Origin of the sequence: Chromobacterium sp. Panama (assembly GCF_003052555.1) — a bacterium.
Lineage (GTDB): Bacteria > Pseudomonadota > Gammaproteobacteria > Burkholderiales > Chromobacteriaceae > Chromobacterium.
Map to the genome: position 1 here is coordinate 1,388,279 of NZ_QARX01000001.1, position 19,767 is coordinate 1,408,045.

Sequence of the window (19,767 nt, forward strand, 5' to 3'; positions counted from 1 at the left end):
GCGGCCGCCGAACCCGGGGCCGCCATCGACGAAAAAGGCGCAGGGATGACTACCATCGTGGCGGTAAGAAAGGGCGATCAGATTGCGATCGCCGCAGACAGCCAGACCACTTTTGGCGACGACCAGAAGCTGCTGGCCGGCTATGATTGTTTCCACAACAAGATTTTCCAGCACGGGGACAGCTATCTGGCCATCTCCGGCTCGGCCGCGCACGACCTGGTGCTGCAAGGCGCGCTGAAGGAGTTGAAGAAAAAAGACTTGAGCAGCCGCCAGGGCATTTTCGAAACCTTCCGCAAACTGCATCCCAAGCTGAAGGACGGTTTCTACCTGCGTCCCGAGGAGGACGAGGAAGATCCGTACGAATCCAGCCAGATGATGGTGGTGATCGCCAACCGTCACGGTATTTTCGGGGTTTACCCCATGCGCGAGATCTATGAGTTTTCCCGCATCTGGGCGATAGGCTCCGGCCGCAAGTTCGCGATGGGCGCGATGTACGCGGTGTACGACCAGGCGCTGAGCGCGCGCGAAATCGCCGAAATCGGCGTGCGCGCTGGCTGCGAATTCGACGTCAGCTCTTCGATGCCGATGACGGTCTATACCGTAGAGCTGGCGGCGGACAAGGAAAAGAAAGACACAGCATGAGCACACAAGACAGATTGCAACGATTTTTGTTTGACGGCGCGCCGGTGCGCGGCGCCTTGGTGCGCCTGGACGGCGCCTGGCAGCAGGTGCTGGCCCGCCGCAGCTACCCGCCGGCCATGAAGAAGATCGTCGGCGAAATGATGGCGGCGGCCGAGCTGATGGCCGCCAACCTCAAGTTCGACGGCGCGCTGATCCTGCAGCTTCACGGCGCCGGCGCCCTGAAGCTGGCGGTGGTGGAGTGCAATAACGACCGCACCATCCGCGCCACCGCCAAGTGGGACGACGGCATTGCCGACGACGCTTCCATCCAGTCCTTGCTGGGCGGGCACGGGCGTTTTGTGGTGACGCTGGAACCGCGCGTGGACAAGGCGCAAACCTGGCAGGGCATCGTGGCGCTGGAGGGCGACAGCATAGGCGAGATGCTGGAGAACTACATGCTGCGTTCCGAGCAGCTGGAAACCCGGCTGATCCTGGCCTCCAGCGACGAAACCGCCGCCGGCATGCTGTTGCAGAAACTGCCGGAAGGCCATGGCGATCCGGAAGGCTGGGAGCGCATCCAGATGCTGGGCGCCACGCTGAGGGCGGACGAACTGCTGGGCCTGCCGGCCGAGGACGTCCTGCACCGTCTGTTCCACGAGGAAACGGTGCGGGTGTTCGATCAGGAGACGGTGAGCTTCGCCTGCAACTGCAGCCGTGAACGCGTCGGCGACATGCTGAAGATGTTGGGCGGCCAGGAGGTGGGCGAGGTGTTGCTGGAACAGGGCAGCGTGGAAATCGTCTGCGACTACTGCAACCAGCATTACGTTTACGACGAGGACGACGCCAACCGTCTGTTTGATTACGACGTGATCGCCGCCGCGCGCGAGGCCAGGCATTGACGCCTGTCCCTTGGTTGGGCAACAAACTTTATCGAAGCCGCTTGCGCGGCTTTTTTTACGCCCTTTTTTCGGTGAAAAACAGGGTAAAAATACCAATGTTGTAATTATGGTTTAAATTGGGCGTTTTATTTTAAACTGAATTCTCATGACGATGGCTATTCTATATGATTTGAAATGCGCATCTGAATATTGATGCGACATTATTAATGTCTTGGATAGCGTCATGATAAAAACAGCTTCGCTCAGCGGCGTGCGCGCACTGAGTCTTTCCGTGATGGCGGCCGCCTTATTGGCCGGTTGCGTCAGCGATTCCGAAAAAACAGCGGTCAGCCAGCCGGCGCCGCAGGCCAATCTTCCTCAGGCCGGCCACTCCTCGCATTCTCCGGCTTTGTCGGAGAAACCGTCTTATCCGCACGGCCTGCCGCCCGGCGCGCCGGCCGACGGCGCCGGTCCCGGCGCCAAGCCGCAAGGCCCGATGCAGCAGACCGGCGCGCGCCGCGCCAAGGAGGCCGCGGCCGGGCCGCAGTACGCCGCCTGCGAGGAGGCCAAGCTGGGCCAGTTGTCCGGCGCGGCGCTGGCGCGCTATGTCGCCAGCGTGCAGGGCACGTGCATGAACCGCCTGTTCCAGGCGGACGCCTTCAGCTACCGGGTGGTGTCGCCGGCGAATATGCGGGAAGTGGCGGCCGAGGCCCGCGCCCGCGCGCAAAGCTGGGACGGCAAGAGCGCCAACGGCTTGTGGCCGCTGGCGGTGTTCCTGAAAGCCGGCTACTTCACCCAGTACAGCCACGCCGCGGAAGTGGGCGATTACGGCCGTCCGGTGGACGAGCCGGTGATGCAGGCGGTGAGCGCGCTGGCGGAAAACCCGGCGCTGTGGAGCGAGCCGGTGCGCGACGGCAGCGGCGACCACGACGCCTGGTATCTGGCGACCGATCTGCGTCAGTCGGTGGCGGAAACCATGATTCTGGCGGATTCGGTGCGCAAGCAGGAATATGCGCTGCCGCTGCTGCAGCGCTTCTTCGGCCGCTACAACGCCGCGGCTAAGAACAACTGGGCGCGCATCGCGCTGCATCCGATGCAGACCACCCTGTTCAATATGCATTACACCGAGGGCTTCGCCGACAAGGCGGGCGCCGGTCAACTGGACGCGCTGGCGACCAGCCTGGCAGGGCTGACCCGCGCCGGACAGCCGGCCTTCGCCGACGAACAGATGTATCTGAACACCGTGCGCGAAACCGGCCGTTTCATGCAATACCCGCGCACCGCCAAACTGGCGGAAGACGCGGTGGCCGGCCTGCTGGGCGGGGAGAAGTTCGGCGCTTCGTGGGCGGAAGCGGTGTACGCCTTGAAGAAACTGGGCAAGGTGCCGTGCGAGCGCTACGGCATCTGCCAGGCGGAACAGGAGCTGAAAACGCATCTGTTCCCGCATAGCTGGAGCTTCGACAACGGCAATCTGGTGTTCGAAACCCCGCTGGCGCTGGCCGAAGTGGAGCCGCTGTACTACGCGATGAAGCAGGTGCAGGCGCAATTGGGCCGGGTCAGCGGCATCAGCCAGCCGGTGAACGGCGACACCAACGCCAAATTGCGCATGGTGATCTACGGCAGCAAGACCGCCTACCAGCGCTTCCAGGGCCTGCTCAATGAATTGTCCACCGACAACGGCGGCATTTACATCGAAAAGGACGGCACCTTCTACACCTTCCAGCGCGAAGTGCCGCGCGAGAGCTATCTGAGCCTGGAAGAACTGGTGCGCCACGAGTACGTGCACTATCTGTCCGGCCGCTTCATCCAGCCGGGCATGTGGGGCAGCTCGGACTTCTACCGCGACGACCGCCGCATGGCCTGGTACGACGAGGGCTTCGCCGAATTCATGGCCTGGAGCACGTCGCGCGACGGCATCAAGGTACGCGGCCACGTGGTGGACGTGGTGGCCAACGGCTGGCCGCAAAGCTATCTGGAACCGTCCCGCATCATGCGTTCCAGCTATAGCGACGGTTGGGACTTCTACAGCCATTCCGCCTTGTGGTTCTACTACCTGAACCAGCAACAGCCGGGCCGCATCGCCGAGATCCTGGCCTCGCTGCGCGCCGACGACGTCAAGCGCTTCGACGCCCTGGTGGCGGAAATGGGCCGCGACGCCAGTCTGGTGCAGGGCTTCCACGATTATGTGGGCCGCCAGGTGGAAGCGCAGCGCGCCGGTCAACTGGGCAATACCTCGACCGAGCGGGGCGTGGACTGGCTGAAACAGACGGAGTGGCAGGCCGGCGAGATTCGCGCGATCGAGGGCGCGATGCGCCGTCATCTGCCGGTGGCGTGCCGCGTCTGGGCCGACGGCGAACGCAGCGCTCTGCGCCGCTTCGAATGCGACGGCGTCTTGCCCTTGCGTTCCGGCACCGCCACCATGGCGCGCCAGGAGCTGGACAAGACCCTGGACTCCGCCTTGCAGAACCTGCTGCGCGGCAGCGGCATCAACAATATGATGGCGCTCAACTGCGCGGCCACCGACTACGACTTCAAGGCCAAGCGCGCCGCGCTGCGCTGCGAAGGCCCGCTGGGTCCGGCCGCGTCGCAGCCGTCGCAGCCGGGCGGCGGCGACGCCAAGCTGGGTTTGGCCAAGCTTAGCTATTCCAGCCCTGTGCGCTGCCTGCGCGGCCAGCTGCAAGGCGTGGGCGAGCCGGACGGCTATAGCCTGGTGAGCGGTCCCAAGCTGGGCCGCGCCGTCATGGCCGACCACGGCGCCTTCAACTACCGCCGCGATCAGGACCAGCCGGGCGTGGCCGACCAGATCACCGTGCGCGTGCGCAAGGGCGCGCAAACGCGGGACGTGGTGGTGCAGTTGCTGGCGACGCCGGTGAATATGTCGGACGAGGCGTGCTGGGCCCGCGCCGGTTGAGGCGTGTCTGAGGCATGAATGAAAAGAGCCGGGAGATTCCCGGCTCTTTTTGTTTTAGAGCGCTTGAACCTGGCCCGGATCCGGCCGCTCCAGCCACGCCATGAAGGCGTCGCCCAGCCTTTGGCTCTCGGCGGTGGCCTGGCGCCAGACCTGCTGGCGCTGAGCGTCCCGGCCCAGGTAGCGGTGGAAGTCGTTGCGGTCCGGCAGTTTGCCGCCGGGCAGGCGCGCCAGGTAGTCGCGCGACGGCGAGATCAGCACGGTGTTGGCGTGGTGGGCCGGATTGGGCCGGCGCCAGGGCAGGAATTTGTCGAACCAGCCGGGGACGATGCGCTCGGTGAAGTGAGGATACAGCACGATGTCGTCGCCCTGGGCGAAGGGAAAGTCCAGATGGTAGTCGGTCAGGCCTCCGTCGCGATAAGTGGCCGCCGGCGCGCCCGGCAACTGTACACCGTTGAGCACGCCGGGAATGGCGATGGTGCCCATCAGCGCGGCGTCCAGATTGTCCATTCCCAGCGGTTGGCACAGCGTAGGGATGTCGTCCGCGGGCTTGAAGCGCAAGTCGCTGCGCGGGTCGTGGCAGATCACCCGGCTGAAGGCGTGGCGCAGCAGGCCGCGGGACACGGCGTTGAGCGCGGCGCTCAGCGCCAGGCCGCCCAGCAGCGCCGCGCGCGCCTCGCTGGCGAGCAGGCCGTGGGAACGCACCAGCAACAGGCTAAGCTGATAGTGAGGGTGATCGATCAGCGCGCCGCGCGCCTCGGGCGGCAGCACCTCGTCCAGCATCAGGCGGGTCTGGCGGGTGATGTCGGCCACGCCGATCTTGGCCGCGTAGGTTTCAGCGGTGTAGCGCTCCGCCAGCCGGGCCAGCGCCTGACGCGGTTCGGCCTGCATCGCGCAGGCGAAGCGCCAGCCGCCGATGGAGGCGCCGACCAGCTCGCGCTGGCGCGGGCTGCGGTTCAGCCATTCGAACACCGCCTGGTCCAGGCCGGTGATGCCTATCGCCTTGGGGCCGCCGGCGGCGCCGGGCAGGGTGGCCACGCTGGCGGCGGGCAGGCCCTGGCGCGCCAGCAGCTTGCGGGCGTGCGCGCCGGCCTTGATCACGAGAGGCGGGTAGGGAATATGAATGGCGGGCATGGTGTTTTATTCTGGGCTGGGGTTGGCCAGCGCGGGGCGGTTTTTGGTATCCTGCTGGGTTTCGATATTCATTCGCATCGGGCGGCGCGGCCGCCTTCAGGAGCACTGTCATGATACCCGTAAGCCAACTGGCCGACTATCTGCGCGAGCAGAGCCTGGATCTGGATCGCACCGAGCTGCAGATCGCGGTGCTGACCCTGTCCGCGGTGTTGAACGCGGACAAGCCGGCGGCGCGGCAGGATTTGTACCGCTACCGGGTGCCCAAATTGAGCGAGGACGGCAGTTGCTCCTTGTTCGAGGAACTGGCCGACGAGCCTTACGACCTGGCGCCGCTGTTCGGCGGCGAAAGTCCGGAGGCGACGACGGCGTTGCGCAATCTGCTGGCGCTGGTGGAGTCGGTGAACCTCAAGGTGGGCGCGGACTGGCTGGGCGTGTATCGCAAGATAGGCAAGGGCCAGCAAGCCAAGCTGGTCAAGCTGGCTTATCAGGGCGTGCCCAGCCGCGCGGAGTTTCCTTTGACCGAGGCCTTCGCCGAGTACAGCAACAACAGCCGGGTGGGCCTGACCGGCTGGGCGGTGCTGATCGAGGACGTCAAAGCCTGGCGCGCCGAGGGCGGCGGCTATTACGAGTGCGACCCCAAGGTGATGAGCGAGGTCTGCCTGCCGGTGCTGGGTCAGGACGACAATGTGCTGGGCATTCTGGACGCCGAGGCGTCCAGCGCCGGTTTCTTCACGCCGGAGCGGCTGGTGTGGCTGGCCGCGTTGGCCATCGTGCTGGCCGAGCCTTTCGCCACCTTGCCGCTGGCGCTTGAAAATCCGGAAGCCGACCACAGTTAATAAAGATTATCGCGCGCGGATTCAGGCGCGTTCATCAGGTTTAGCGGAGAAACAATGTCATTGCCTGCTGTCGAGCTCAGCGCTGATGAGCCGAGGATGGAGTACATCGCCAGTTGCAAGCTGCCCACCCCCTGGGGTGAGTTCACCATGCATGGTTTTGAGGAAGTGGGGGGGCGCGAGCACGTCGCGCTGACTCTGGGCACGATAGACGACGGCGAGCCGGTGCTGTCGCGCCTGCATTCGGAGTGCCTGACCGGCGACGCGCTGTTTTCACTGCGCTGCGACTGCGGCTTCCAACTGGAGGCGGCCTTGTCCGCCATCGCCGCCGAAGGCCGCGGCGCCCTGCTGTATCTGCGTCAGGAAGGCCGCGGCATCGGCCTGATCAACAAGATCCGCGCCTACCAGCTGCAGGACGGCGGCGCCGACACCGTGGAAGCCAACGAGCGGCTGGGCTTTCCCGCCGACATGCGCGATTTCCGCATCGCCCGTCATATGCTGGACCAGCTGGGCGTGTCGCGGGTGCGGGTGATGACCAATAATCCGCGCAAGATCGAAACCCTGCGCAATGCCGGCATCGATGTGGTGGAACGGGTGCCGCTGGAAGTGGGACGCAATCCGCACAACGACCGTTATCTGGACACCAAGGCCAGCAAGTTGGGCCATATGTTGTTCAAGTGAGCGGCCGCGCCGGAACGGCGCAGTCGGGGGGATGTGCGAGCGGGAGCCGACAGGCTCCCGTTTTTCATGCCAGCGCCGCGCAGAGCGCTGTCCAGCGGGCGGCCAGCTCGTCCGCCGCCAACGCGGCGGGAAAGGCCAGCCGGCGGCGCGCGGCGGCGATCTCGTAATCGATGCCGTGGCAGTCTGCCCCCAGCAAGCGGACGCCGGCGGGCAAGGGGGCGCTTTGCGCCAGCAGCTCAGCCTCTTGTTCCGGCTCCAGCGTCGGGCCGTCCAGCCACTGCTCGGCCTCCAGCCAGCCCATGCGGCCGAAGCCTTCGATATAGCGCAGCCGTTGCGGCTGCAGTCGGTAGAAGGCGAAGTCCAGCTGCAGCCAGTCTTCGGCCTCCGGCTGGTAGCGCAGATGGCGCGCCAGTTCCAGCGGCGTGGGTTGGAAGGCTTCCATATCGCCCAGCAGGGTCAGGCGCGCGCCGCTCTGGCTGGACGCCGCCGCCGGGTCCAGCAAGGCCACGCTGCAGCGCGGATCGGCTTGCAGATTCTTGCTGTGCTCGGCCAGCGCGCTGAGGCAGAGCGTGGGCCGGTGGCGCAGGTCGGGCACGCAGGGTATCGGCGTGGCGTAGGGATAGCCGGCCAGTTGAGTGCTGTGGGTGGCCAGGCTGGCGTGGACGCAGCGGTGCAGCAGATGGACGGGGGCTGAGGGCGGGATTTTCATGTTTGGTTTCCGGCGCGAAGTGGGCCCATCTTAGCCGGCGCCACCGCCGGGCGCAAAAAAGCCCCGGAGGACCGGGGCTCAAGGCGAGAGAGCGCTGCTTTAAAAACCGGGGGTCCGCGCGATGAAGGCGTTCAGATTGGCGATGTTCAGGCTGCCCCAGCCGGTGGTGTAGTCCCAGCCCTTGGCGGCGCTGTAAGCGCCGTTGCTGCCGCTGGTGACGTCGTGGTACAGCGCGGGGTTGGCCTTGAAGTATTTGTAGATCGACGGCGCCGGCGAGTGGATGTTGTTGCCGTTGGCCGACTCTATCCGCGCCCAGAAGCCTGTGAACAAGGGCGCCGCCAGACTGGTGCCGCCGATCTGCGAAGTGCCGCCGTTGACCAGGACCAGCGCGCCGCTATTGGGGTCGGCGTCGAAGGAGACGTCGGGCACGCCGCGCTTGGTCTTGGAAATGGTCAGCACGCCGGCGCTGCTTTGCCAGGCCGGAGCGTTCTCGGTGTAGCTGGGGCCGCCGCCGCCGCCGTTCCAGGTGCTTTCCGACAGATACGCGGTCTTGCCGCTGGTGGACAGGGTGGTGCCGCCCACCGCGATCACGTAGGGCGACACCGCCGGGTAGCTCTGGCGCGCGGTGCGGCCGCCGCACTCGTAGGAGCCGGAGTCGCCGGTGGACACCGAGAAGGTCTGACCCTGGGCCACCGCCGCCTGGAAGATCTGGTCGGCGCTGGCGGTCATGCCGTCGCTCTGGGCGCTGGTCTCGCATTCGCCCAGCGAAACGTTGACCACCTTGGCCGTGCCGTCGCTGACCGCGGCGTTGAAGGCGGCGGTGATGTCGGCGTTGGTCATCGACGGCGCCACGTAGAAGTTCATCTGCTGCACCGCGCCGCCGGCGGCGGCGAGAATGTCCTGGCTGTCCAGGTTCCATTCCTCGGTGCCGGAGGTGTCGCTGCTGGGCGTGCCGCTATTGATCACCGAGGTGGCCACCGCGCCGTAGCCTGCGCCGCTGGCGAAGTCCTGCAGATCGCTCAGCGTCTGGCTCAGGTCGCCTTCGGCGATGATGCCGACGGTGGTGTTGCTGGCCGGCGGCAGGCTGTTCGCGTTGTAGATGGACGGGAAGTCGGTGGGGGCGTGGCCGCTGACGCTGGTCGTCTTGAAGGCCTGCGGCGTCGGATGGCGCAGCGCGGTGTGGAATTGATGCACGTTCTGCAGGCCGTGCACCGCCAGCACGATGTCGGCCAGCGCGCCGGGCACCTGGGCGTTGGCGACATTGGCGAAGGCCTGGCGGCCATTGATGTCGTAGCGGTGCAGCGAGGTCTGGAAGCCGGCCTTGACCGTGGCGGCGCTGCCGTCGGCGGTGATCAGCAGCCGGTTGGGCGCCACCTTGATGTTACGGAAGCCGCTGGCCTGCAAGTGTTTGACCACGGTTTGCGCCTGGGCCTCGGTGGGGGAGAACTGGCTCAGAAACTCGGCCTTGCTCAGGTAGCGCTTGCTACGGCCTTGAAGGATGTCCTGGGTCAGCGCGTCCAGCTGCGCCTTGTTGCGCACTTTCAGCGCCACCGCGACGTGGACGCTCTGGCCGGCGGCGACTTCGCCGCTGTCTTGCGCCTGCGGGGTCAGCGTCTGTACCGGGTGAGCCAGGGTGTTGGTGGATTGCCAGTTGAGGTTTGCTGCTTGCGCCGCGATGCTGAAGAAAGCGGCGGACACCAGTGCGGCCGTGTATTGCTTGGCAAACATTCACTTCTCCTCTGAAGAAGTACCGCGCGGGCCTGCGCTTGGGCAGGGCCCTTGGACCGGGCTTGTAGTCGCTCGACGGCGCGCCTTTGGTCCAGGTTGGTTGCCCTTGGTGCGGAAGGGCTGCTCCCGATGGGGAACGCTGAATGTGTAATCCCAAATCTCAATCGATGACAAGTAAATTATTGATCAGCGTCAAATCTGTATGCAAAACGCAAAAAAATGACAATGGCAATGCATTTTTCTGATTGATCTAATGAGTATGCCTGATGGTTTGCGGCTTGCGTTTTGGGTCTATTCAAGACCTGGCGCGCAAGATAGGGGTAAGCGGGGAAGCACTTTGCTCATGAGCGGCATGAGTATTTACGAAGAGTCGCCGCCATGGCCGCAAACGCTTTGTCTCGCGCCTGCCCGCCTGGCGTTAAACGGGCGCTTACAGCCGCAGCGCGGCCAGCAAGGCGTTTTCCAGCGCCAGCACGGTTTTATCGTCGCTAAGACCGGGGCCGGAGATCAGGAAGGAGTCCTCGGCGCGGCTGCCCAAGGTCATGATCTTGGCGGATTGCACATTCATCCGGTAGTCGGACAGCACCTTGGCGATGCGGGCCAGCAGGCCGGGGCGGTCGCCGGCGACGATGGACAGCACATAGAAGCTGGCCTTGTCGTCCGGGCGGATCAGGATTTGCGGCGTGATCGGGAAGTGCTTGAGGTGGCGGCTGATGCGGCCGGAGGCGGGCAAGCTCAGTTCGCCCTCCTGGCGCAGGCATTCGGCCAGTTCGAACTCGATGAAATTGATCATGTCGCGGTAATCGCCGTCATGATGCTCGGGCACGAAGACGTGGAAGGTGTCCAGCGCGTAGCCGTGGCGGGTGGTGTAGACCTTGGCGTCGGCGATGCTGTAGTGGGTGCGGCCGAAGAAGGCGCAGGCGCGGGCGAACAGTTCCGGCCGGTCCCGGGTGTAGATCAGCACCTGTATGCCCTCGTGGTCGTCGGACAGCCGGGCGCGGACCAGGGGCTGCTCGGCGTGGACGAAGCGGTTGAGCAGGCGCGCGTGCCAGGCGATCTCCTTGGCCTCGTGGCGCAGGAAGTAAACAGTGTCCAGCTCCTGCCACAGCGCGGCCTCCACGCCGCCGGGTACCGCGTGCAAACGCAGCAGCGCCTGGGCCTGGTGTTTGCGTTCCTCCAGCTCCGAGGCGACGTCCAGCTGGCCGCCGCGCACCAGTTGGCGCATCGCCGCGTGGTAAAGGTCTTCCAGCAGCTTGGCTTTCCACGCGTTCCAGACTTTGGGGCTGGTGCCGCGGATATCGGCCACGGTGAGCAGGTAGAGCGCGGTCAGCCGGCGCGGCGTGCCGACCAGCTCGGCGAAGCGGCGCACGGTTTCCGGGTCGTAGATATCCTGCTTCTGCGCCACGCTGGACATGGTCAGATGTTGGCCCACCAGCCAGGCCACCAGCTCGCCGTCCTCGGCCGGCAAGCCGTGCTGGCGGCAAAAGTCCGCCGCGTCCACCGTGCCCTGCGCCGAATGATCGCCGCCGCGGCCCTTGGCGATGTCGTGGAACAAGCCGGCCAGATACAGGGTTTCCGGGCGTTCGAAGTCGTTGATCAGCCGGGACATCAGCGGGTATTCGTGGGTGAAGGCGCTGCTGGCGAAGCGGCGCAGATTGCGCACCACCATCAGAATGTGCTCGTCCACGGTGTAGACGTGGAACAGATCGTGCTGCATCTGGCCGACGATGTGGCCGAAATTGGGCAGGTAGCGGCCCAGCACCCCGTATAGATTCATCCGCCGCAGGCAGCGCGTCAGCCCGTTGGGCTCGCGGAACAGTTGCAGGAACAGCTCGCGGTTGCGCGGGTTGTTGCGGAAGCGCTCGTTGATGTGGCTGCGGGCGTGCCACAGCGCGCGCAACATGCGCGGCGCGAAGCCGCTCAGTTCCGGGTTGCGCTGCAGCATCAGAAAAGCTTCCAGGATGGCGGACGGGTATTTTTCGAACACGTCCGGCTGGCGGATGCCCAGCATGCCGTTGACCGAGTAGAAGCGTTCGTTCAGGTTCTGAGTGACGCGCGGCACTTGCGAATAAATCCGGCCGCGCAGATTGGGCAGCAGGATGCCGTTGAGCTGGTTGACGGTCTTGGCGGCGCGGTAATACAGCTGCATCGCCTGTTCGCTGGCGCGTTTGGCCGGCGTGTCCTGCAGGCCCAGCGCCTGGCCCAGCTGTTGTTGCAGATCGAAGATCAGCCTGTCCTCGCGCCGGCGCGCCAGCAAGTGCAGTTCGATGCGCAGGCTCAGCAATTGGCGTTCGCTGTGCTTGATCAGGCGCGCTTCGGCCAGGGTCAGGATGCCGCGGCGCACCAGCGCGTCCCAGTTGTCGCCCAGGCCTATGGCCTTGCTGATCCACAGAATGGTGTGCAGATCGCGCAGTCCGCCCGGGCTTTCCTTGATATTGGGTTCCAGATTGTTGCCGACGCCGAAGTGGCGGGTGTGGCGTTGCTGCTGTTCCTGGGTCTTGCCCTCGAAAAAGGCCAGCGGGTCGCGTTGGCGGTCCAGCAGCGCGCTCATGCGCCGCCAGGGCGCGGCGTCGCCGGCGATCAGCCGGTTTTCCAGCAGATTGGTCTCAATGGTGATGTCGCCGCGGGCCTCGGTCAGGCATTCCTCGACGGTGCGCACGCTGTGGCCGATTTCCAGGCCCACGTCCCACAGCAGGCTGATGAAGGCGCCGACGCGTTCGCCCAGCTCCGGCGACGGCGGCTGGTCCAGCAGCACCAGCAGGTCGATGTCGGAATAGGGGAAGAGCTGGCCGCGGCCGTAGCCGCCCACCGCGATCAGGCTGGCGGCGCCGTCCAGGCCGGACTGCGCCCACAGCGCCTGCAGCGCGGCGTCCACGGTCTGGCTGTGCCGTTTCAGATATTCCTGGGGATTGCGCTGCTGCCGGTATTGCTCGGCCAGCGCCTGACGTTTGCCGGCCAGTTCCTGGCGCATGCGGGCGAGGGATTCCGCGGCCGGCGAACTCATGTCAGCGCCTTTCCTGTCTGGCGATGATGGCGACGCCGGCCACCAGGAACAGCAAGGTGGGCAGGGTGGCGGACAGGATGGGGTTCCAGTCGTACAACAGGCCCAGATGGCCGAACAGGCGATTCACGAAGTGAAAGGCGATGCCCAGGCAGATGCCGCCGAACAGACGGATGCCCAACTGGCCGTGGCGGCGCTGCTGCGGGGTGAAGGCCAGGGCCACCAGCGCCATCGAGATGCAGGCCAGCGGATAGAACAGCTTGCTCCACAAGGCGATTTCGTAGCGCTGGGTTTGCTGTTTATTGCTGCGCAAATGCTCCAGATAGGTCAGCAGCGCGCTGGCCGACATCTGTTCCGGCACCACCAGCAGCACGGACAGGATTTCCGGCTCGACGATGGACTTCCAGGACAGCTCGGGGTAATGACGGCTGACGGCCTGGTCCGCGGTCAGCGTGGTTTCGCGCACATTGATCAGCCGCCATTGCTGATCACTCTTGGAGAAGGAGCCGCGTTCGGCGTAACGGGTGCGCACCAGGCGGAAATTATCGTCGTAGGTGTAGATGCGCACGCCCAGCAGCGAGGTGTCCGGCAGCATTTCATGGACGTTGATGAAGTTCTGATTGTCCTTGACCCAGATGCCGGAGCGGAATTCCTGCGCCACCATGGAGTGGGTGGCGGACAGCTTCAGGCTCTGCGCCTGCTGGCCGGTGCGCGGCGCCACCACCTCGCCCAGCAGCACGGTGAGCAGGGCGAAGCCGAGGCCGAATTTCAACAGCGTGGCGGCGATCTGCGGCAGGGTCACGCCGCTGGTGCGTATCACCGTGTATTCGCTGTTGGTGGCCAGCTGGGTCATCGCCACCATGCCGCCGATCAAGACCGCCAGCGGCATCAGTTCATAGGCGTGGCCGGGCATCAGCAGCGCGACATAGCCCAGCATCTTGCCCAGGGTGTAACTGCCCTTGCCCAGATTGGGCACCTCGGCCAGCAGGTCGAAGAAGCCGTACAGGCCCAGCAGGGCCAGCAGGGTGAACAAGGTCGCCTGGCTCAGGGTGGCGACGATGTAGCGATGAATCAGTTTCATGACGGGATCAGGATTTCCGGAACAGCAGGGACAAGGCCTGGCCGATGGGACGGGCCGGGCGGTTGCGGTAGCTCAATAGCGCCAGCGCCAGCGCCAGCATGGCCAGATGCACCAGAAGCACCAGCCAGACGCCGGCCTTGCCCTGGGCCACCCAGTTGCGGGCCACGGTCAGTCCGTTCTGATAAACGAAGAAAACCAGCAGCGACAGCAAGAGATTGTAGGTCTGGCCGCTGCGCGGGTTGAAATAGGACATCGGAATCGCCAGCAGCGCCAGGATCACGCAGCTGATCGGCATGGACAGCCGCCAGGCCAGCTCGGCGCGGTAGTCGGCGGAGTCCTGGCTCAGCAGCTGGGCGGTGGGAATGGCCTGGCGATTGCCGGACGGGCCCGGCATCTGCTGGCTTTCGCCGATGCCGGCGGTGTAGCGCTGGAATTCCGCCACCTCGTAGTTGGCGCTGCCGGGTTCGCCGACGTAGCGTTGGCCGTGTTCCAGCACCACTACGCGCTCGCCGTCCGGCTTAGTGGTAATAAAACCGGATTTGGCGAAAATCGTCGCCACTTTGCCGTCGGTGATTTCCTGCATGAAAATATTGGTGGCCGCGCCGTGCTCGCCGGAGTAGTTCTCGATGAAATACACCTTGTTGGACGAGGCCGATTCCTTGAACACGCCGGGAGAGATCGCGGAAACCTCCTCGCGGCGTTTGATCTGTTCTGCATAGTCCTGGCTGCGCTGATCGGCCCAGGGGCCGATGAACAGGGTGACGCCGGCGATCAGCACCGCCAGCGGCAGGGTGAAGCGCATCACCGGCCACACCCAATTGCTCAGAGACAGGCCGGAACTGAGCCAGACCACCATCTCGTGATCGCGCCAAATACGGGTCAACACCACTAAAATGGTGGCGAAAACCGTCAAAATCATCAATACCGGGAAAAAGCCCAGCGTAGTGAAGCCAAGCACCGCGGCAACGGCCTCGTTGGCCATCTGTCCTTCGGCCGCGCGGCCCAGCAGATTGACTGCCTGAGTGGAAACGATAATCGCCAGGAGCACGATGAAAACGCCTAAAGCGCTCAAAGTCAGCTCGCGAGTCAGGCTTTTTTGAAAAACCATTTATTCAGTGCCTTTTTGACTTTTCATGAAAAGCATTGTGATAATTCCGGGGACCATCCAGAAACGTCAAAAACGGACGATTTCGGAATCAACAACAAAATCCGTCTTCACCGGAAGGCCGGGCCGTCAGGATTCTACCCGCGCATCGACGGCCGGTTAAGAGGTGGAGCTACAGACACTCGCTCTACACGGGAGTTCTCAATGGAATTTAACATAAAAAGCGGCAGTCCGGAAAAGCAACGGGTAGCTTGCGTTATCGTCGGCGTGTACGAATCCCGCAAGCTGACCTTCGCCGCGGACCTGCTGGATCGCATCTCCAACGGCTTCATCAGCGACGTGCTGCGCCACGGCGATATGGAGGGCAAACTGGGCAGCACGCTGGTGCTGCATTCGGTGCCGCACACCCTGTGCGACCGGGTGATGCTGGTGGGCCTGGGCAAGGAGCGGGAGTTCCGCGCCAAGGAATACCGCGAGGCGGTGCGCGCCTCGGTCAAGGCCTTGACCCAGACTTCGGCGGTGGAGGCGGTCAGCTACCTGAGCGAACTGACAGTCAAGAAACACGACGTCGAGTGGATGATAGAACAGGCGGCGGTGGTGACGCTGGACGCCTTGTACCGTTTCGACCGCTTCAAGAGCAAGGTGGACGAATCGGTGCGCGAGCCGCGCAAACTGACGCTGGCGGTGCCGCGCCGCAGCGATCTCGCCGACGGCGAAAAGGGCCTGCAGCGCGGCCTGGCCATCGGCAGCGGCATGAAGCTGGCCAAGGACCTGGGCAATCTGCCGGGCAATGTCTGCACCCCCAGCTATCTGGGCGAAGAAGCGCGCCAGATGGCCGCGGCCTTCGGCGCCGACGCTGAAATCCTGGGCCCCAAAGACATTGCGGAACTGGGCATGGGCTCCTTCCTGTCCGTGGCCAAGGGCAGTGTGGAAGAGGCGCGCCTGATCGTGCTGCGCCATCACGGCGCCAAGGACAAGGGCGACAAGCCCATCGTGATGGTGGGCAAGGGCATTACCTTCGATTCCGGCGGCATCTCGCTGAAACCGGGCGAGGGCATGGACGAGATGAAGTACGATATGTGCGGCGCGGCCACCGTGCTGGGCGCTTTCCGCGCCGCGGTGGAAATGAACCTGCCGCTGAACCTGGTCGCCATCGTGCCCACTTGCGAGAACATGCCCAACGGCAACGCGCTGAAGCCGGGCGACATCGTCACCTCGATGTCCGGCCAGACCATCGAGATTCTGAACACCGACGCCGAGGGCCGGCTGATCCTGTGCGACGCGCTGACCTACGCCGAGCGCTTCGACCCGGCAACCGTGATCGACGTGGCCACGCTGACCGGCGCCTGCGTGATCGCGCTGGGCCATATCGCCACCGCGCTGTACAGCAATCAGGACAGCCTGGCGCGCGAACTGCTGGCCGCCGGCGAGGAAGTGGCCGACCGTGCCTGGCATATGCCGTTGTGGGACGAGTATCAGGACATGCTGAAGAGCCCGTTCGCCGACATGGCGAACATCGGCGGCCGTCCGGGCGGCAGCATCACCGCGGCCTGCTTCCTGTCGCGCTACGCCAAAGCATACGACTGGGCGCATCTGGACATCGCCGGCACCGCCTGGAAGGGCGGCAAGGACAAGGGCGCCACCGCGCGTCCGGTGCCTTTGCTGGTGCAGTTCCTGCAAGACCGCGCCGACATCGCGCTGGGCAATGTGGTGCGCCGCGGCCGTCCGCGCCGCGAAACCCCTGAAACGGTGGACGATGAGCAGGATTGATTTTTACACCAAAGTGGCCGACCCGCAGGGCTTCGCCTGCCTGCTGGCGGCCACGGTGATGCGCAAGGGGGAGCGGCTGCTGATCTGGTTCGACAGCGAGCAGCAGCTCGACACCTTCAGCCGGCAGCTGTGGAGCTTCGGCGATACCCGCTTCGTGCCGCACTGCAGGCTGGGCGCCGACGAGGCGGCGGACACGCCGATCTGGCTGACCGCCCGCCTGCCGGACGCGCTGGAGCACCCGGTATTGTTGAACCTGGGTTCGAATTTGCCGGAGCGGATGGAGCGCTTTGATCGTATTCTGGAAATAGTCGGACGCGACGAAGCGTCGCTGGAGACGGCGCGCCTGCGGTTCAAGGCGTATCGCGAGCGCGGTTATGCAATCGAACATCACGACATGAGCAATAAGTGACCATGAGCGAGCCGTCAAAGCCCAAAGAGCCTGACTGGTCCGGCCTCAACCTGCCGGTGTTGACCGAGGTGGTGGATGAGTCGCAAGTGCCTACCTTGGGCGACGAAGTCATCGACATCCCCGATTTTGATTTCTCCAGCGAACTGGACGCGCTGGCCGACCAGTTGGGCGAGCCGCCGCAGGACCTGCCCGCCGAACTGGAAATTCCCGAACTGAGCCTGGAGGAGTTGATCGCCGCTCCCGTTCCCGGCGAAGAGCCTTTGCTGGACCTGGCTTCGCTGCCGTCGCTGGATCTGGACGACATGCCGGCCTCCGAACTGGGCATCGAGCAAGTGCTGCCCGGCTGGAACCCCGCCGCGGCCTTGCCGGAGGCGGCGCTGCCGGCGGCGGAAGCCGGCGATTTCGAATTTTCGCTGCAGCCGGCCGGCGAGGAGCCGCCGGCGGAGGTTTTGGCCGACGAGTCCGCGTCCATCGCGGAAGAGCCGCCGGCCGCGGCGCCTGCTCCGGCGCTCGATGCCGTGCCGCTAGTCGCCGAGGCTGAGCCGGCAATGGCCGCCGCGCCTGCGGCCGCCGAACCGGAGCCTGTTGGCATCGAGATTCCGGACGCGGAGGCGCCGACCGCCGTACCGCCCGCGCCGGATGTCGGCGTGGCCGAGACGCTGATCGAGCCGCCCGCGCCGACGCCTTTCACTTCCATTTCCTTGGATAGCCTGCCCACCGGCGTGCTGGGCGGCGGAGTCGGGCCGGAAACCCAGGTGGACAGCTTGCTGCCGAATTGGCCGGAGAGCCCGGCGGAGGAAGCCGCCCCCGTCTGGTCGGAACCCGCCGAGGCCCCGTCCGCCGGCGCGCCGGCGGACGATCTGGAACAATTTGCGCCGCTCCAGGGCGAGAGCGCCGTCGAAGCGCCGCCTGAGATGGATGAGCTGCCTGTGCCGGCGTTTGACGTCGCGCCGGCCGTAGCGCCCGAAGCGGTGTTTGAACCGGCGGTGGCGCTTCCCGATGCGATGATTTCGCCGGAGTCCGCCGTCTCCCCGGCGCTTGCCGCGCCGGGAGAGGAGCCCTTGCTGGCCGAGATCGACCAGGCGCTGGCGGGCTTGCAGACGGAGCCTGTCTTGGCGATGCCGGAGGCCGTTGAGGCGGAGGCGCATGAGCCTCCGGCTGCGGTGGAAGCGCCAATGATGGACCCCGCGTTTGCCGAAGCGGCGGCAGAGCCGGTGTTGGACGAGGTGTTGGAGCCGCAAGTCGCCGAGTCGGAAGTCCCGCAGCTGGACGCTGGGTTTGCCGAGCCGGCGGAAGCCGAAGCGGTAGCCGAGCCTGTGCTGGACGAGGTGCTGGAGTCGCAAGTCGCTGAGTTGGAAGTCCCGCATCTGGACGCTGTGTTCGCCGAGTCGGCGGAAGTTGAAGCGGTGGCCGAGCCGGTGCTGGACGAGGCGTTGGAGCCGCAAGCCGCCGAGTTGGAAGTCCCGCAGCTGGACGCTGGGTTTGCCGAGCCGGCGGAAGCCGAAGCGGTAGCCGAGCCTGTGCTGGACGAGGCGCTGGAGTCGCAAGCTGCCGAACTGGAAGTCCCGCAGCTGGACGCTGGGTTTGCCGAGCTGGCGGAAGCCGAAGCGGTAGCTGAGCCTGTGCTGGATGAGGCACTGGAGTCGCAAGTCGCCGAACCGGAAGTCCCGCAACTGGACGTTGCGTTTGCCGAGCAGGCGGAAGTCGAAGCGATGGCCGAGCCTGTATTGGATCAAATGCTGGAGCCGCAAGCGGCCGAGCCGACCATGCTCTTGGCGGACGCCGAGCCCGAGTCCTTGGCCCTGGCCGAGGGCGAGATTCCCGAACTGACAGTGCTGGAGTCCGAACCCGAGACCGAGACGGATGGGACGGGGGCCGCGGAGTTGGCGGCGGGAGCCGGGGCGCTGGCCGCCGCGGGCCTGGCGTTGGCAGCCGGCGCGGCGTCGTCGGGAGAACCCGAGCGGGAAGCCGTTTCCGACGCGCCGCCGGCGCGCGGCGTGGAGGTCTTGAAAGTGTCCGAGGTGGCTTCGGCCGCCGCGGCCGCCGCGATGATGGCGCCTCAGGCGGTGAATGCGCCGCCGGGCACGGTGGCGGTGATAGACGAGCAGGCCTTGTTGCAGTCCATGTACGAGAAAATGCTGCCGCGGATGAAGGTGGAGCTGTCCTTGTGGTTGCAGGACGCTTTGGAGTTGCAGGCCAAGCAGATGTTGTCCGGCGTGATGCATCAGCTCAAGGAGGATTACGAGATGTTGTTCGGCGAGGCCTTGAAGGAGAGCTTGCGCCAGACCATCAATTCTTTGGGCAAGATTGAAAAGGATGGAAAACGCGATGAGTGATAGGTTATCGCATATCGTCACCCGCACCGGCGACGACGGCAGCACCGGCCTGGGCGACGGCAGCAGGGTGGGCAAGGACAGCTTGCGCATTTGCGCGCTGGGCGAGGTGGACGAGCTGAACTCGGTGCTGGGCGTGTTGCTGGCGGAGACCTTGCCGGACGAGGTCAGGACCTGGTTGTCCGAGGCGCAGCATGATTTGTTCGACCTGGGCTCGGAGCTGGCGGTGCCCGGCTACAGCGCCTTGGGCGCCGAGCACGTGCAGGCGCTGGAGGCCGTGGTGGCCTTCCTCAACGAGGATTTGCCGCCGCTGAAGGAGTTCATCCTGCCCGGCGGCTGCCGGGCGGCGGCGCTGTCGCACCAGGCGCGTTCGGCATGCCGCCGCGCCGAGCGCGCGGTGGTGGCGCTGGCGCAGCGGGAGACGGTGTCCGACGCCGCGCGCCGCTATCTGAACCGTCTGTCCGATCTGCTGTTCGTGCTGTCGCGTTATCTGAACCGTCAGGCCGGCGAGCCGGACGTGCTGTGGCGGCCGGGGCGCAAAACCGGAGAGGCCTGAGAGGCTGTTCGATGTCTGCT

At 65.3% G+C, this 19,767-nt stretch carries 15 protein-coding genes; 9 read left to right on the forward strand and 6 right to left on the reverse strand.

The window, feature by feature from the left end; all coding sequences use genetic code 11:
- The first annotated feature begins 45 nt into the window (after positions 1-45).
- The 3 genes from DB032_RS06475 to DB032_RS06485 all read left to right on the forward strand — a co-directional run bounded on the left by DB032_RS06475 (position 46) and on the right by DB032_RS06485 (position 4,410).
- Positions 46-642: an MFS transporter gene (locus DB032_RS06475; RefSeq protein WP_107798745.1), complete on the forward strand. Its 597-nt coding sequence runs from the start codon at positions 46-48 to the stop codon at positions 640-642.
- Positions 639-1,520, forward strand: coding sequence for an Hsp33 family molecular chaperone HslO (gene hslO / locus DB032_RS06480; protein WP_107798746.1), 882 nt, complete (start codon positions 639-641; stop codon positions 1,518-1,520). The genes DB032_RS06475 and hslO overlap by 4 nt, the downstream gene beginning before the upstream one ends.
- 223 nt (positions 1,521-1,743) lie before the next feature.
- Positions 1,744-4,410 carry a collagenase gene (locus DB032_RS06485; RefSeq protein WP_107798747.1) on the forward strand — a complete coding sequence of 889 codons (2,667 nt, stop codon included), beginning with the start codon at positions 1,744-1,746 and terminating at the stop codon, positions 4,408-4,410.
- A gap of 54 nt (positions 4,411-4,464) precedes the next feature.
- Here DB032_RS06485 and DB032_RS06490 read toward each other — a convergent pair whose 3' ends face one another.
- Complete coding sequence (locus DB032_RS06490; RefSeq protein WP_107798748.1) at positions 4,465-5,541, reverse strand: hypothetical protein; 1,077 nt, start codon at positions 5,539-5,541, stop codon at positions 4,465-4,467.
- A gap of 110 nt (positions 5,542-5,651) precedes the next feature.
- Here DB032_RS06490 and DB032_RS06495 point away from each other — a divergent pair, with 110 nt between their 5' ends.
- Positions 5,652-6,377: a GAF domain-containing protein gene (locus tag DB032_RS06495; RefSeq protein WP_107798749.1), complete on the forward strand. Its 726-nt coding sequence runs from the start codon at positions 5,652-5,654 to the stop codon at positions 6,375-6,377.
- Between the two features lie 96 nt (positions 6,378-6,473).
- Positions 6,474-7,055, forward strand: coding sequence for a GTP cyclohydrolase II (ribA, locus tag DB032_RS06500; RefSeq protein ID WP_107798750.1), 582 nt, complete (start codon positions 6,474-6,476; stop codon positions 7,053-7,055).
- 64 nt (positions 7,056-7,119) lie between these two features.
- Here ribA and DB032_RS06505 read toward each other — a convergent pair whose 3' ends face one another.
- From DB032_RS06505 to lptF, 5 genes are all read right to left on the reverse strand, one after another.
- Positions 7,120-7,764, reverse strand: coding sequence for a HugZ family protein (locus tag DB032_RS06505; protein ID WP_107798751.1), 645 nt, complete (start codon positions 7,762-7,764; stop codon positions 7,120-7,122).
- 99 nt (positions 7,765-7,863) lie between these two features.
- Positions 7,864-9,492, reverse strand: a complete 1,629-nt coding sequence (locus DB032_RS06510) for a protease pro-enzyme activation domain-containing protein (protein WP_107798752.1) — start codon at positions 9,490-9,492, stop codon at positions 7,864-7,866.
- Between the two features lie 430 nt (positions 9,493-9,922).
- Positions 9,923-12,496, reverse strand: a complete 2,574-nt coding sequence (locus DB032_RS06515) for a [protein-PII] uridylyltransferase (protein ID WP_107798753.1) — start codon at positions 12,494-12,496, stop codon at positions 9,923-9,925.
- A gap of 1 nt (position 12,497) precedes the next feature.
- Positions 12,498-13,574: an LPS export ABC transporter permease LptG gene (gene lptG / locus DB032_RS06520; protein ID WP_107798754.1), complete on the reverse strand. Its 1,077-nt coding sequence runs from the start codon at positions 13,572-13,574 to the stop codon at positions 12,498-12,500.
- 7 nt (positions 13,575-13,581) lie between these two features.
- On the reverse strand, positions 13,582-14,682 hold the full coding sequence (lptF, locus tag DB032_RS06525) for an LPS export ABC transporter permease LptF (protein WP_107798755.1): 1,101 nt from the start codon (positions 14,680-14,682) through the stop codon (positions 13,582-13,584).
- Positions 14,683-14,883: 201 nt separating this feature from the next.
- On the opposite strand from lptF, the gene DB032_RS06530 reads away from it, so the two are divergent.
- Genes DB032_RS06530 through DB032_RS06545 form a run of 4 tightly spaced genes read left to right on the forward strand, consistent with a single transcriptional unit; the run spans position 14,884 to position 19,747 of the window.
- Complete coding sequence (locus DB032_RS06530; protein ID WP_107798756.1) at positions 14,884-16,449, forward strand: leucyl aminopeptidase; 1,566 nt, start codon at positions 14,884-14,886, stop codon at positions 16,447-16,449.
- Positions 16,436-16,858 carry a DNA polymerase III subunit chi gene (locus DB032_RS06535; RefSeq protein ID WP_048412222.1) on the forward strand — a complete coding sequence of 141 codons (423 nt, stop codon included), beginning with the start codon at positions 16,436-16,438 and terminating at the stop codon, positions 16,856-16,858. The genes DB032_RS06530 and DB032_RS06535 overlap by 14 nt, the downstream gene beginning before the upstream one ends.
- A gap of 2 nt (positions 16,859-16,860) precedes the next feature.
- Positions 16,861-19,194, forward strand: coding sequence for a hypothetical protein (locus DB032_RS06540; RefSeq protein ID WP_107798757.1), 2,334 nt, complete (start codon positions 16,861-16,863; stop codon positions 19,192-19,194).
- Positions 19,187-19,747 (forward strand): cob(I)yrinic acid a,c-diamide adenosyltransferase, encoded by a 561-nt coding sequence (locus DB032_RS06545; protein ID WP_107798758.1) that lies wholly within the window; start codon positions 19,187-19,189, stop codon positions 19,745-19,747. Before DB032_RS06540 ends, DB032_RS06545 begins: the two co-directional genes overlap by 8 nt.
- The last annotated feature ends 20 nt before the right edge of the window (positions 19,748-19,767 follow it).